The following is a 12901-nucleotide window of genomic DNA, read 5'->3' on the forward strand; positions in this document are numbered from 1 at the left end:
CCCCTGTGCACGCAACAGGCCGGCGCCATGACCGGCGGGTTCAGAATGCGGGCAGGGGCGGAAAGGGTCAACATCAGTCAGCGTCACTCAGGGCCAGTCAGTACCCCTCAGCGCCAGTCAGCACCCCTCAGCGCCGGTGGAACAGCTTTTCCAGTTCGTCCTTGCCGAGTTTCAGGAAGGTCGGGCGGCCATGGTTGCAGGTGCCGCTGGCGGGCACGGCCTCCATCTGGCGCAGAAGGGCGTTCATTTCCGCTATGCTGAGAGCCCGTCCGGCCCGCACGCTGCCATGGCAGGCGATGGTGGCGGCGACATGGTCGAGCCTGTCCTCCAGCGCGCGCGGCCCCTGGCCGTCGGCCAGTTCATCAGCGAGATCGGTCAGCAGGGCCTTCGTGTCCGGCTTGCCGAGAATGGCCGGCAGGGCGCGCACGAGGATCGCATCCGGCCCGAAACGCTCGATCTCCAGCCCGAGGGCGGCGAGGGCGGCGGCGGCATCCTCCAGCCGGTCGCAGGCCATGGGGTCGAGCGTCACGACTTCGGGAATGAGGAGCGGCTGGCCAGCCGGCGGGCCATCGCCGGCCCGCCCGCGCATTGCCTCCAGCACCAGCCGTTCATGGGCGGCATGTTGGTCCACCAGCACGAGGGCATCGGCGGTTTCGGCGACGATATAGGCGTTTGCCACCTGCCCGCGCGCGACCCCGAGCGGATAAGCAGCGCCGGACCCGGTGGCGGCATGGGGCGCGGCCGGGGCATCGGGCATGTCTGCCAGCGGCCTGTCCGGCGCGCGGCCGGCCGGCGCCGACCAGACCGGCAAAAGCTCGGCAAGGCGTGGCGGGGTGTGGACGCCTTCCACCGGGGGCGGAAAGGGCGGGCCGATACCCTCGGGTGGCATAGTGCCAGGCGATTCCGGTGCGAAAGGCTGTGCCGGGCGCAGCGCTTCGGCAAGCGCCTGCCCGGCCGAGGCGACCGGGCGGATTCCGGCTGCTTCCAGCGCAAGGCGCACGGCGGAAATCAGGCTGCCGCGGATGCGGGCCGGTTCGCGGAAGCGCACTTCGGTCTTGGCCGGGTGCACGTTCACGTCCACCTCATGGGCGGGCAGGCTCACGAACAGGGCGGCAAGGGCGTGGCGGCCGGATGGCAGCCTGTCGGCATAGGCGCCGCGGAGCGCGCCCACCAGCTGGCGGTCCTTCACCGGCCGGCCATTGACGAACAGATATTGATGCTCTGCCGTGGCGCGGCTTGCCGCCGGCAGGCCCGCCAGCCCGCCAATCACGAGATCGGGCCGTTCGAAATCCACCGGCACCATGTCGGCCCCGTGGGGCAGCAGGGCAATGACGCGCCGGGCAAGCGCCGACACGCCTTCGCCCGGTTCCGCCGGCACGTCGATCAGGCGGCGGCCATCGTGCAGCAGCAGGAAGCCTGTCTGCGGGTGGGCCATGGCGAGCCGGCGCACCACATCCGCCACGGCGGTGATTTCCGTGCGCGGGGATTTCAGGAACTTGGCGCGCGCGGGCACCCGGCCGAAGAGCTGTTCCACGCTGATGCGCGTGCCCGGCGCCATGCCGGCTGGCCCGTCGAACAGCGGTGCGCCCGAATCGAGCGCCAGCCGCCAGCCCGTTTCGGCCCCCGGCGGGCGGCTTTCCAGCGTGAAGCGGGCAACCGATGCGATCGCGGGCAGCGCCTCGCCGCGGAAGCCGAAGCTGTGGATGTCGAGCAGGTCGTCGCCGGGCAGTTTCGACGTGGCGTGGCGCTCGATGGCGAGGCGCATCTCCGCCGGTTCCATGCCCTGGCCGTCGTCGATCACCTGGATCAGCGCGGATGCATCGCCTTCCAGCCGGATCTCGATCCGGCGCGCGCCGGCATCGAGGCTGTTCTCGACCAGCTCCTTCACCACGCTCGCCGGGCGCTCGACCACCTCGCCGGCGGCGATGCGGTCGACCAGGTGGGAGGGAAGGCGGCGGATGGGCATGCCGAAGCGTTTCGCACCGCCGGGGGGGCAGGCGCAAGGCCCCGGCAGGCCGTGCTGTTTCCGCGCCCCGTGGCAGGAGTGCAGACAGGCCCGGAAAGGGCCGAATCCCTTGCGCGCGGAAGGGCGACAGCCTATGCGCGCAACAGTTCGCAACAGTGCACCGAAGCGCCCGGCCCGGACCATCCGCAGCCAGCGCCCAGCCCGGACGCAAAGGCCCCTGTCGCGATGCGGCCATCCGTCCCCCCCGGCCATGAACAAGGTGTCGCCCACGTGAACTTCTTCAACCGCATCTTCGGTTTTCTCAGCCAGGACATGGCGATCGACCTCGGCACCGCCAATACGCTGGTCTATGCCCGCGGCCGCGGAATCGTGCTGAACGAACCGTCCGTCGTGGCGATCGAGACGGTGAACGGCCGGCGGCAGGTGAAGGCCGTGGGCAATGACGCCAAGCTGATGATGGGCAAGACCCCCGGCAACGTCGAGGCGATCCGTCCCCTGCGGGATGGCGTGATCGCCGACATCGAGACCGCCGAGGAGATGATCAAATATTTCATCACCAAGGTGCATGGCGCCAGCCGCCTGCCCAGCTGGCCCGAAATCGTGATCTGCGTGCCGTCCGGCTCCACCCCTGTCGAGCGCCGGGCCATCCGCGATGCCGCCTCGAACGCCGGGGCGGCGCAGGTGCACCTGATCCTCGAGCCGATGGCGGCCGCCATCGGCGCCGGCATGCCCGTGACCGAGCCGATCGGCTCCATGGTGGTGGATATCGGCGGCGGCACGACCGAAGTCGCGGTGCTGTCGCTGCGCGGCCTTGCCTATACCACCAGCGTCCGCGTGGGCGGGGACAAGATGGACGAGGCGATCATCAACTATGTCCGCCGCAATCATAATCTGCTGATCGGTGACGCCACGGCCGAGCGGATCAAGAAGCAGATCGGCGCCGCCCTGCCGCCGGCCGATGGCATCGGCGCAGTGCTGGAAATCAAGGGCCGCGACCTCGTGAACGGCGTGCCCAAGGAAATCACCATCAACCAGGGGCAGGTGGCCGACGCGCTGTCGGAGCCGGTTTCGGCCATCATCGAAAGCGTGCGGCTGGCGCTGGAGAATACCCAGCCCGAACTGGCGGCGGACATCGTCGATCAGGGCATCGTGCTGACGGGTGGCGGCGCCCTTCTGGGCGGGCTTGACGAGGCGCTGCGCGAGGCGACGGGCCTGCCGGTGACAGTGGCCGAGGATCCGCTTTCCTGCGTTGCGCTGGGAACTGGCCGGGCGCTCGAAGACCCCATCTACCGGGGCGTGCTGATGAGTGCCTGAGGCTCTGCGGCATTGCGGCGCTTACGGGCGCATCGGTTCCCGCTGCCTGGCTTGTCTGGCCGGTTCCCCGTGCCGGCATCCAGCCCCCGTCCATGATCGCCACCGCCGCGCCATGGCGTTGCGACCGATGAGGAGCTTTCCTTCGTCGACATGAAACGGTCCTCGTCAGCCAGCCTGTCCCGTGGTGTGCGCCGCAGCAGCTTTGCCCGGCGCGACAGCAATCTTGCCCTGCTCGGGGCGCTGCTGTCGGGGATGCTGCTTGCCTTTGCGCTGCTGTTGCTGGTGATCGAGCGGGTGAACCCGGCACTTGGCAGCCGCATGCGTGGCGCGACGCTGGATGCGCTTTCGCCTGTCATCAGTTTCGCGCGCGCGCCTGTCGATGCCGCGCGGGGCATCGGCAAGACCATGGGCGACCATGTGGCGGTGGTCGAGCGCAACCGGGCTCTGGAGGCCCGGCTAGCCGCCGCGACCCGGCGCGCGGCCAAGGCCGATGCGCTTGCCCTCGAAGTGCGCCGCATGGAGCGGCTGATCGCTCTGAGGCGGCCGGAGCGCCGGCTGGTGACGAGCGCCATGGCGTCTGCCATGTCGGCCAGCGCGGGCGCGCGCACCGCCGTCATCAGCACCGGCCTCGATCAGGGCGTGCGCCCGCGCATGCCGGTGATCGCGGCGGACGGCCTGGCCGGCCGGGTGACGGATGTGGGCCGCACATCGGCCCGCGTGATGCTGCTGACAGATGCCAACAGCCGCGTTCCCGTGAAGGTTCTGCGCACCGGCTGGACCGGCCTTGCCACCGGCACCGGCGGCACTTTGCTGGAATTCGCCTTCGACATCGCCTCGGGCACGGACCGGATCCGCGAAGGCGACCGGCTGGTGACGACGGGCGACGGCGGCCTTTTCCCGCCCGGCCTTCCGGTGGCGGTGATCGTGGACGCAGGCAGGAACAGGCCGCTGGCACGGCCGCTCGCCAACCCGACGGGCCTTGGTGTCGTGATGGTGGAAGCCCCCTGGCTGCCCCCGCCCGTGCCGGTGGACGCCGAGCCGGCCCCGTCCGAGCCTGACCTGCCGGTGCCGCAGGCGACGCCCGCCCCGACCCCCGCCCCGACCCCTGCTGCGGCTCAGGCGCCCGCCGCCGGGCAGGCGAGGCCGCCCGCATGAGCCTGACGACCCCGCGCGAGGCCGCTGCAGGCGAGCGGCTTCGTCGCCTCATGCCGTCCTTCACCGTATTGCTGGCGATGCTGCTGATGGCCCTGCCGCTGCCGCTTGCCTGGAGCGTGATGCCGAATTTCGCCTGGCTCCTCGTCATCATCTGGGCCAGCCTGCAGCCGCGCCTGATGCCGGCCTTGGTGGCGCTTGTCCTCGGGCTGCTCGCCGATCTTGTTTCCGGTATGCCGCTGGGCGTTCAGGGCTTCCTGTTCACGGCCTCGGTCATTGCCGTCCGGCTGGTCGAGGCGCGGATGGAAGGGCGGAGCCTCGCACTCGACTGGCTGTTCGCCGCCATTCTCCTGCTGGCGGGCCATGTGATTGGCTGGCAGCTTCTCGGCTTCACCGGCAACCGCGCGCCGCTTCTGCCCATGCTGGCGCAGGCCGGTATCACCCTTCTTGCCTACCCGCCCGCCATGGCGCTGGCCGCCCGCGTGCGGCGGCGCATGATCGAGCGGAGCGGCTGGGCGTGACGGCCGACGGTCACAGCCGGCGCCAGTTCGGCAGGCGCGCCTTTTTCCTGGGCGGCATACAGGCGCTGGCGGGCGCCGGGCTGATCGGGCGCATGGCCTATCTCTCCATCGCCGAGGCCGACCGCTATGCCGACGCCGCCGAGGACAATCGGGTCGCCCTGCAGCTGATTCCGCCGCGCCGTGGCTGGATCATCGATGCGTCAGGCGCGGCGCTCGCCACCAACCGCCCGGCCTATTCGGTCGAGATCGTGCCCTCGCTCGCCGGCGATCTGGGCCAGGCGCTCGACCGGGTGGCCGCCTTCGTGCCGCTGGAAGAGGCCGAGCGGGAGCGCATTCTGGAGGAGGCGTGCGACCTGCCGCCATCGGCAGCGTTGTCCATCGCCGACGACATCGGCTGGGAAGCCTATGCGGCCATCAACCTGGAGCTTGCCGACATGCCGGGCCTGCGGCCGTCGAAGAGCTATGTGCGCCATTATCCCGATGGCGCGGCCTTCGGGCATCTGCTCGGCTATGTCGGCCCGCCGACTGCGGAACAATATCGGGAAAAGCGCGATCCGCTCTATCTTCAGCCCGGCTTCCGGCTGGGCAAGGATGGTATCGAGAAGGCGCTCGATTCCAGCCTGCGCGGCCGGCCAGGCGCGCGGCGGGTGGAGGTGAACGCGCGCGGCCGCATCGTGCGCGAGCTGGACACGCGCGACGATGTTCCGGGCGATAGCGTGCGCCTCACCATCGATCGCGGCCTCCAGGCCTTTGCCGCCGAGCGGATCGGCGGGGAGAGCGTCAGCGCTGTCGTGCTCGATTGCCTGACGGGGGACATAAAGTGCCTGATCTCCCTTCCGTCCTTCGATCCCAACATCTTTTCCAACCGCATCCCGTCGCGGCTGTGGAAGGCGCTTCAGGCCGATGAGCGCAACCCGCTGCTGAACAAGACGCTGCAGGGCCTCTATGTGCCCGGCTCCACCTTCAAGATGGTGACGGCGCTGGCCGCGCTTTCGGAAGGCGTGCTGCCGGATGAGCGGGTGGGCTGCAACGGCCGCTACACGCTGGGCAGGAACACCTGGCACTGCCACAAGCGCAGCGGCCACGGCATGGTCGACATGCGGTCCGGCATCGCGCAGAGTTGCAATGTCTATTTCTATTCCATGGCGCGGCGCATCGGGGCGCAGGCGGTTGCGGACATGGCGCGCAAACTGGGGCTGGAAGCCAAATTCGATCTGCCCATGCCGGTGCAGCGCCGGGGCATCGTGCCCGACCCCGCCTGGAAGCGCGAACGCTACGACGAGGACTGGCGCGTGGCCGACACGCTCAACATGTCGATCGGCCAGGGCTATCTGGTGACGAACCCGCTGCAGCTGGCGGTGATGACATCCCGCATCGCTACGGGGCGGCTTGTCGAGCCGCGCCTGCTGGCGGGGCCGCCGCTGCCGCCTTTCGCGCCGCTTGGCATTCCGGCGGACTATCTCGATGTCGTGCGACAGGGCATGGATGATGTGGTGAACGGGGCGGGCGGCACGGCGCGCCGGGCGCGGCTCCCGGTGGAGGGTGTGCGCCTGGCGGGCAAGACGGGCACGGCGCAGGTGCGCCGGATCACGGCGGCGGAACGGCGGCGCGGCGTGCGCAGCAACGCCAGCCTGCCGTGGAAATTCCGCGATCATGCGCTGTTCGTGGCCTTCGCGCCGGTGGAGGCGCCGCGCTATGCGGTCAGCATCATCGTCGAGCATGGCAGTTCCGGTTCGGGGGCGGCTGCCCCCATCGCGCGCGATCTTCTGACCTACCTCTATGACCGGGAAAAGGCCGAGGCGGATCTTGCCCGGCTGCAGGGCGCGCGCGATGCCGAACGCCGCGCGCGCGAAGCGGAAGCCGCCCGCGCGGCCGCCGCTGCCGAGGCCGCTGCCGAGGCCGCTGCGGCCGCTCCGGCTCCCGCCCCGGCACCAGAGCCAACGCAAGGATCAGGCGCATGATCGGGGCGCTGCTCAACACGCGCTGGCCGCAGCGTCTTGGCGCCCTGCCATGGGGGGTGATCCTGCTGCTGCTGCTGATCGGTGGCTTTTCCGTCACTGTCCTTTATTCGGCGGCCGGCGGCAGCATCACGCCCTGGGCGCTGAACCACGGGGTGCGCTTCACCGCCTTCCTCGGGCTGGCGCTGCTGCTGGCGCAGGTGCCGCTGGGCACATGGCTCAGGCTGGCCTACCCCATATATGCGGTGGTGCTGCTGGCGCTGATCGCGGTGGAGGTGCTGGGGCAGGTGGCCGGCGGGGCGCAGCGCTGGCTCGATCTCGGCATCATCCGGCTGCAGCCGTCGGAGCTGATGAAGCTTGCCATCGTGCTGGCCATCGCGCGTTTCTATCATTTCCTGCCGCGCGGCTATGCCGGGCGCTTTGCCGGCATCTGGCCGCCGCTGGCGCTGATCGGCCTGCCCACGGCCTTCGTGCTGCTGCAGCCCGATCTTGGCACGTCGCTGATGATCGTGGCGGGCGGGGTGACGGCGATGTTCCTTGGCGGCCTGCCGCTGCGCTGGATCCTGGTGCCCGGCGCCACCGGGCTGGCGGCGCTGCCGTTCCTTTACCAGATGCTGCATGATTATCAGAAGCGGCGGGTGATGATCTTCCTCGACCCGGAGGCCGACCCGCTGGGGGCCGGCTATCACATCACCCAGTCGAAGATCGCGATCGGTTCGGGTGGGCTTTCGGGCAAGGGCTTCCTGAACGGTACGCAGAGCCATCTTCAGTATCTGCCCGAACAGCACACGGATTTCGTGTTCGCCACCATGGCCGAGGAATGGGGCCTGATGGGCGGGGCGGGGCTGCTGCTGGCCTATGGGCTGCTGCTGAACTGGGGCCTGCGGCTGGCGATGAAGACGGAGCTGACCTTCGCGCGCATTCTGGCGGCCGGCCTTTCGATGACGATCTTCTTCTATGTGCTGATCAACACGATGATGGTGATGGGGCTGGCGCCGGTGGTGGGCATACCCTTTCCGCTGATGAGCTATGGCGGCAGCGCGATGATGACGGTGATGATCGCCTTTGGAATCCTGATGGGCATTCACCGCCAGCGCGCGGAAAAGCAGATCTGAGGCCGGGGGCGTGCGACAGGCGGGAAGGCAGGCCGGAAGGGCCTATGCGCAGAGGCGGCATGCACGAATCACTGGACAAGCCCGCCCACCCTTGCTAACCGCGCGCCTCCAGTCGCCTCAAGCGGCAGCCGTCACCGGCATGGACGCATAGCTCAGTTGGTAGAGCAGCTGACTCTTAATCAGCGGGTCCTAGGTTCGAGCCCTAGTGCGTCCACCACCTCTATTTGAAAACATTAGAAAAGTCCTGAGCCGAAAGGTAACAGGCTGGCGTCTCGTTCGATCAGGTATCAGTCTAGGCCTCGTGGACAAAGCTTGACGTAGGACTCGGTCGCTGATTCAACGCTGTCTTTTGGAGGCGGCGTTGGGCGAGCGGATTGGGGTAACGGATGCGGAGTGGGCGCTGATCGGGCCGTTGTTGCCGGCCGAGCATGGACGGGGCTGCCGGCCCTCGCAGGACAACCGGCTCTATTTCGAAGGCATGCTTTGGATGGCGCGGACGGGGTCGCAATGGCGGCACTTGCCGGATGAATATGGCAAGTGGAACAGCGTGTTCCGGCGCTACCGGCGATGGGTGGAGATGGGCGTTTTCGACGCGCTGCTGGAGACCTTATCCGAGATGGTCGAGCGGGATACGACCGCCGACATGATCGACAGCACGGTGGTCCGGGCACATCATTGTGCCGTCGGCCTAAAAAGGGGGATCAAGAGGCCCAGGGCCTCGGCCGCTCGCGCGGCGGCTTCACCACCAAGCTCCACGCCCGATGCGACGGCCACGGCCGACCGCTCGGGTTCGTGCTGACGCCGGTTCAGGCGCATGACACCCAGGGCTTCGGGCCGCTGTTCCGAATGCTGGCCGACCGCATCGAGGCGCTGCTGGCGGACAAGGGCTATGATGCCGACACCATCCGCGCGGAGATCGCCGAAGCCGGCATCGAGGCGGTCATCCCGGCCAAGTCCAACCGCCGAAGCCTCATCCCGCACGACCGCGAGAAATACCGCTGGCGAAACCTCGTCGAGCGCCTGTTCAGCAAGCTGAAGAACTGGCGCCGCATAGCCACCCGGTACGACAAGACCCGAGAATCCTACCTCGGCTTCGTCGCGCTCGCCTCAATCAAACTGTGGATACCCTTTGTCCACGAGGCCTAGGTAACACGGACGGACGAGAGCCTTCGGATCGGGACTTTAAGTTTCAGGCAGGGGTGTAGGCGTTCGCGCCTACAGGTCCACCCCAAGCGAGTCGCGCCCACTTGGCATCAGATGCTCTTTGTGGGAGGCCAGGCGGGAAAGGGGGATCGTGTGCCGGTACCAGATTATCAGACCCTTATGCTGCCAGTCCTGAAGCTCGCTGCGCAAGGTGAGTGGAGAGTCCCCAAGGCAGCGGACGCGATAGCCGACCAGTTCAAACTCACAGAGGAAGAACGCGAGGAACCCCTGCCCAGCGGACGCCAGCGCCTCCTGCACAATCGTATCCATTGGGCCAAGCTATACATGACCCGGGCGGGGCTGCTTGAAAGCCCCCAGCGTGGCGTGTTCCGTGCCACTGAGACTGGCAAGGCTTTGTTGGCCAAGAACCCGGCCTCAATCGACAACGAGACACTGAAGTCCTATCCCAGCTTCGTCGAGTTCCAAAAGGCGGGATCGGCAGGCCAGACTAAGGCTGAAAAGCCTGTAGCGGAGGCTGCATCAGCTTCCTCGGCTACGCCGGAAGAGCAGATTGATGCGGCTCAGGCAGTCTTGCACTCGGCGTTGAGTGGCGAACTCCTGCAACGCATTCTCGACAACTCGCCCCTGTTCTTTGAGCAACTGATCGTCGATCTGCTAGTGGCGATGGGCTACGGCGGGTCGCATGAAAGCGCCGCACTCAAGCTTGGCAAGAGTGGCGACAATGGTGTCGATGGGGTCATTGACGAGGACCGGCTCGGTCTCGACCGTATATATGTTCAGGCCAAGCGGTATGCCGCAACGAATACTGTCCAACGACCAGAGGTTCAGGGCTTTGTGGGAAGCCTCGTCGGCTTCGGTGCGAACAAAGGCGTATTCGTAACAACTTCAAATTTCAGCGCAGGCGCCCGGCAATACGCGGAACAAATCCCCCAGCGTGTGATCCTTATTGATGGCGCGCGTCTGACCGATCTGATGATTGAATATGGGGTCGGAGTCAGAATCAGCCGAGAGATCAAGGTCAAGCGCATCGACGAGGACTTCTTCGGAGAGGGTTGAAGGCTCACGAATTGGCAGAGATAGTCGTCACCCAGAAATTAAGAGTGGGAGCGGCTAGCCCGTCCGCCACCAATGCACCCCGCAGGGTTGCGCTTCCTGCGGCCAGGCCATAAACACGCCCTCGTTCGCCGGACCCGGCATGCCGGGTGGCTCGGCCGGGCGCCTATCCCCCGGAAACCCTGAATCGCCGATGTGTCGCGGGCCACCCTGTGGCGGCCCGCAACGCGACAGGCGATGACGAGATGGCTCTTTCTTCATGACCGCAATCCGCGATTTCGGCCGCACCTGGCTTTCCAACCCGCGCGGCGACAGTCTCGCCGGCATCGTCGTGGCGCTCGCCCTCATTCCCGAAGCGATCGGCTTTTCCATCATCGCCGGCGTCGATCCCAAGGTCGGGCTTTACGCCTCCTTCTCGATCGCCGTCATCACCGCCCTCGTCGGCGGCCGGCCGGGCATGATCTCGGCGGCGACGGCGGCCGTCGCGGTCCTCGTCGTGCCGCTGGTGAAGGACCATGGCCTCGGCCATCTCTTCGCCGCCACCATCCTGATGGGCGTGCTGCAGATCGGCGCCGGCTATCTCGGCTTCCACCGGCTGATGCGCTTTGTCTCGAAATCGGTGATGACAGGTTTCGTCAACGCGCTTGCCATCCTGATCTTCATGGCGCAGCTGCCGCAGCTCATCGGGGTCAGCTGGCTGACCTATCCGATGGTCGGGGCGGCGCTGGCCATCATCTATCTCTTCCCCAGGCTCACCCGCGCCATCCCCTCGCCGCTGGTGGCCATCGTGCTGCTGACGGCGGCGGCCATCTACTGGAACCTCGATGTGAACCGCGTGGGGGACATGGGCGAACTGCCCTCGTCCCTGCCGTTCTTCGCCCTGCCGGATGTGCCCTTCACGCTGGAAACGCTGCGCATCATCCTGCCCTATTCCGTCGCCATGGCGGCGGTCGGCCTGCTGGAAAGCCTGCTGACAGCCCAGATTGTCGATGACCTGACCGACACCCCCAGCGACAAGCCGCGCGAAGTGCGCGGGCAGGGAATCGCCAATTTCATCACCGGCTTCCTCGGCGGCATGGGCGGCTGCGCGATGATCGGCCAGTCGGTCATCAATGTGAAATCGGGCGGGCAGGGGCGGCTATCCGCCCTTGTCGCCGGGGTCGTGCTGCTTTTCCTCATCGTCGTGCTTGGCCCGCTGGTGGCGAAGATCCCGATGCCGGCGCTGGTGGCGGTGATGATCATGGTGTCCATCGGCACCTTCAGCTGGCGTTCGGTGACGGACTTGCGCACCAACCCCTGGCACAGCAGCGTCGTGATGCTGGCAACCGTGGTGATGGTGGTGTGGACCCACGATCTCGCCCAGGGCGTGCTGGTGGGCGTGCTGCTTTCCGGCATCTTCTTCGCCAGCAAGGTCAGCCGCCTTTTCGCGGTGGACAGCGCCATCGATGCCGAAGGCCGGGTGCGGACCTATCGCTTCAGGGGGCAGATCTTCTTTGCGTCGGTCGACAGTTTCCTCGAAGCCTTCGACTTCCGCGAGGTGGTCGAGAAAGTGGTGATCGACGTGCGGGAAGCCCATTTCTGGGACATTTCGGCCGTCGCAGCGCTGGACAAGGCCGTGCTGAAGCTGCGGCGCGAAGGCACGGCGGTCGAGGTGCTCGGCCTGAACGAGGCCAGCGCCACCATGGTGGACAGGTTCGGCGTATCGGAAAAACCCGATGCCGCGCGGCTGATGCAGCACTGACGGGGAGACGGACATGAACAGGATCCTGGCGGCCATCGATGCCTCCCTCTATGCGACCAGCGTGATCGACCATGCAGCCTGGGCGGCCCGGCGGCTCGGCGCGTCGGTCGAGGTGCTGCATGTCATCCAGCGCAAGGATGCCGTGGCGGCGCGGCATGACCTTTCCGGCGCTGTCGGGCTGGGCGCGAAATCGGCCCTGATGGAAGAGCTGGTGCAAATCGAGGAGCAGGAAGGCTGGCTGGCACAGGAAAAGGGCCGCGCCCTGCTGGCAGCGGCCGCAAGCCACCTCGCGGAACTCGGCATGGCCGACGTGACCCTGACCCACAGGCACGGCGGCATCGTGGAGACCATCATCGAGCATGAGGAAGCGGCCGACCTCGTCGTGATCGGCAAGCGTGGCGCATCGGCCGATTTCGCCAGGGGCCATCTGGGCAGCAAGGTCGAGCGCGTGGCGCGGCAGTCGATCCGGCCACTGCTCGTCGCCTCGCGCGCGTTCGCCGAGCCCACGACCATCCTCGTCGCCTTCGATGGCGGGCCGAGTTCGCGCAAGGCTGTGGCCCATGCCGCAAGCTCGCCGCTGTTCGCGGACCTGCGGCTGCATGTGGTGATGGCCGGCCGCGAGGAGGGTGCGCAGGCATCGCATCTGAACTGGGCGCGCGAACTGCTCGCCACGCGGGACAATAGCAGCGTCGACATCATCGACGGCAAGGCGGAAGAGGTGATCGCGGGCCAGATCGCCACGACCGGCGCCGACATGCTGCTGATGGGCGCCTATGGCCACAGCCCCCTGCGCACCATGATCATGGGCAGCACGACCACGGCCATGGTCCGGTCCTGCGCCATTCCGGTGCTGCTCTTCCGCTGAGGCCTGCGACAGCCTGCCACCTGCGATATTAAGCCGGTGGCAGGGCAGGCTG

9 protein-coding genes, 1 tRNA gene, 2 pseudogenes and 1 other annotated feature are annotated in these 12901 nt (G+C 67.5%); of the genes and pseudogenes, 11 read left to right on the forward strand and 1 reads right to left on the reverse strand.

The window, feature by feature from the left end; translation table 11 throughout:
- Positions 1 to 127: 127 nt before the first annotated feature.
- Positions 128 to 1966, reverse strand: a complete 1839-nt coding sequence (gene mutL, locus ACUJ46_RS01470) for a DNA mismatch repair endonuclease MutL (protein ID WP_445388686.1) — start codon at positions 1964 to 1966, stop codon at positions 128 to 130.
- Positions 1967 to 2236: 270 nt separating this feature from the next.
- Between mutL and ACUJ46_RS01475 the strand changes: the two genes are divergently transcribed.
- From ACUJ46_RS01475 to ACUJ46_RS01525, 11 genes and pseudogenes are all read left to right on the forward strand, one after another.
- Positions 2237 to 3280, forward strand: coding sequence for a rod shape-determining protein (locus tag ACUJ46_RS01475; RefSeq protein WP_445388687.1), 1044 nt, complete (start codon positions 2237 to 2239; stop codon positions 3278 to 3280).
- Positions 3281 to 3430: 150 nt separating this feature from the next.
- Positions 3431 to 4435 (forward strand): rod shape-determining protein MreC, encoded by a 1005-nt coding sequence (gene mreC / locus ACUJ46_RS01480; RefSeq protein WP_445388688.1) that lies wholly within the window; start codon positions 3431 to 3433, stop codon positions 4433 to 4435.
- Entirely contained in the window at positions 4432 to 4953 is a 522-nt protein-coding gene (gene mreD, locus ACUJ46_RS01485) for a rod shape-determining protein MreD (protein ID WP_445388689.1), read from the forward strand. The genes mreC and mreD overlap by 4 nt, the downstream gene beginning before the upstream one ends.
- On the forward strand, positions 4950 to 6914 hold the full coding sequence (mrdA, locus tag ACUJ46_RS01490) for a penicillin-binding protein 2 (protein ID WP_445388690.1): 1965 nt from the start codon (positions 4950 to 4952) through the stop codon (positions 6912 to 6914). The genes mreD and mrdA overlap by 4 nt, the downstream gene beginning before the upstream one ends.
- Positions 6911 to 8026, forward strand: a complete 1116-nt coding sequence (gene rodA, locus ACUJ46_RS01495; protein WP_445388691.1) for a rod shape-determining protein RodA — start codon at positions 6911 to 6913, stop codon at positions 8024 to 8026. Before mrdA ends, rodA begins: the two co-directional genes overlap by 4 nt.
- A gap of 141 nt (positions 8027 to 8167) precedes the next feature.
- Positions 8168 to 8243, forward strand: a tRNA-Lys gene (locus ACUJ46_RS01500).
- Positions 8244 to 8441: 198 nt separating this feature from the next.
- Positions 8442 to 9172 (forward strand): annotated as a pseudogene (locus ACUJ46_RS01505) (IS5 family transposase).
- A gap of 177 nt (positions 9173 to 9349) precedes the next feature.
- A pseudogene (locus ACUJ46_RS01510) lies at positions 9350 to 9532 on the forward strand (winged helix-turn-helix domain-containing protein); the annotation flags it as partial.
- A gap of 21 nt (positions 9533 to 9553) precedes the next feature.
- Entirely contained in the window at positions 9554 to 10246 is a 693-nt protein-coding gene (locus ACUJ46_RS01515; RefSeq protein WP_445389504.1) for a restriction endonuclease, read from the forward strand.
- A 127-nt stretch (positions 10247 to 10373) separates the two neighbouring features.
- Positions 10374 to 10426, forward strand: a sequence feature (sul1 is cis-regulatory element that is thought to sense ions involved in sulfur or methionine metabolism; They are found in Alphaproteobacteria).
- 76 nt (positions 10427 to 10502) lie between these two features.
- Positions 10503 to 11984 carry a SulP family inorganic anion transporter gene (locus ACUJ46_RS01520; protein WP_445388692.1) on the forward strand — a complete coding sequence of 494 codons (1482 nt, stop codon included), beginning with the start codon at positions 10503 to 10505 and terminating at the stop codon, positions 11982 to 11984.
- Positions 11985 to 11997: 13 nt separating this feature from the next.
- Positions 11998 to 12849: a universal stress protein gene (locus ACUJ46_RS01525; RefSeq protein ID WP_445388693.1), complete on the forward strand. Its 852-nt coding sequence runs from the start codon at positions 11998 to 12000 to the stop codon at positions 12847 to 12849.
- The last annotated feature ends 52 nt before the right edge of the window (positions 12850 to 12901 follow it).

This window comes from Sandaracinobacteroides sp. A072 (assembly GCF_052616365.1).

Coding starts and splice junctions, on each gene's coding strand:
- ACUJ46_RS01520 (WP_445388692.1), top strand. CDS start 10,503: ATGACCGCAATCCGCGATTTCGGCCGCACCTGGCTTTCCAACCCGCGC.
- ACUJ46_RS01525 (WP_445388693.1), top strand. CDS start 11,998: ATGAACAGGATCCTGGCGGCCATCGATGCCTCCCTCTATGCGACCAGC.
- mreD (WP_445388689.1), top strand. CDS start 4,432: ATGAGCCTGACGACCCCGCGCGAGGCCGCTGCAGGCGAGCGGCTTCGT.
- mutL (WP_445388686.1), bottom strand. CDS start 1,966: ATGCCCATCCGCCGCCTTCCCTCCCACCTGGTCGACCGCATCGCCGCC.
- mreC (WP_445388688.1), top strand. CDS start 3,431: ATGAAACGGTCCTCGTCAGCCAGCCTGTCCCGTGGTGTGCGCCGCAGC.
- rodA (WP_445388691.1), top strand. CDS start 6,911: ATGATCGGGGCGCTGCTCAACACGCGCTGGCCGCAGCGTCTTGGCGCC.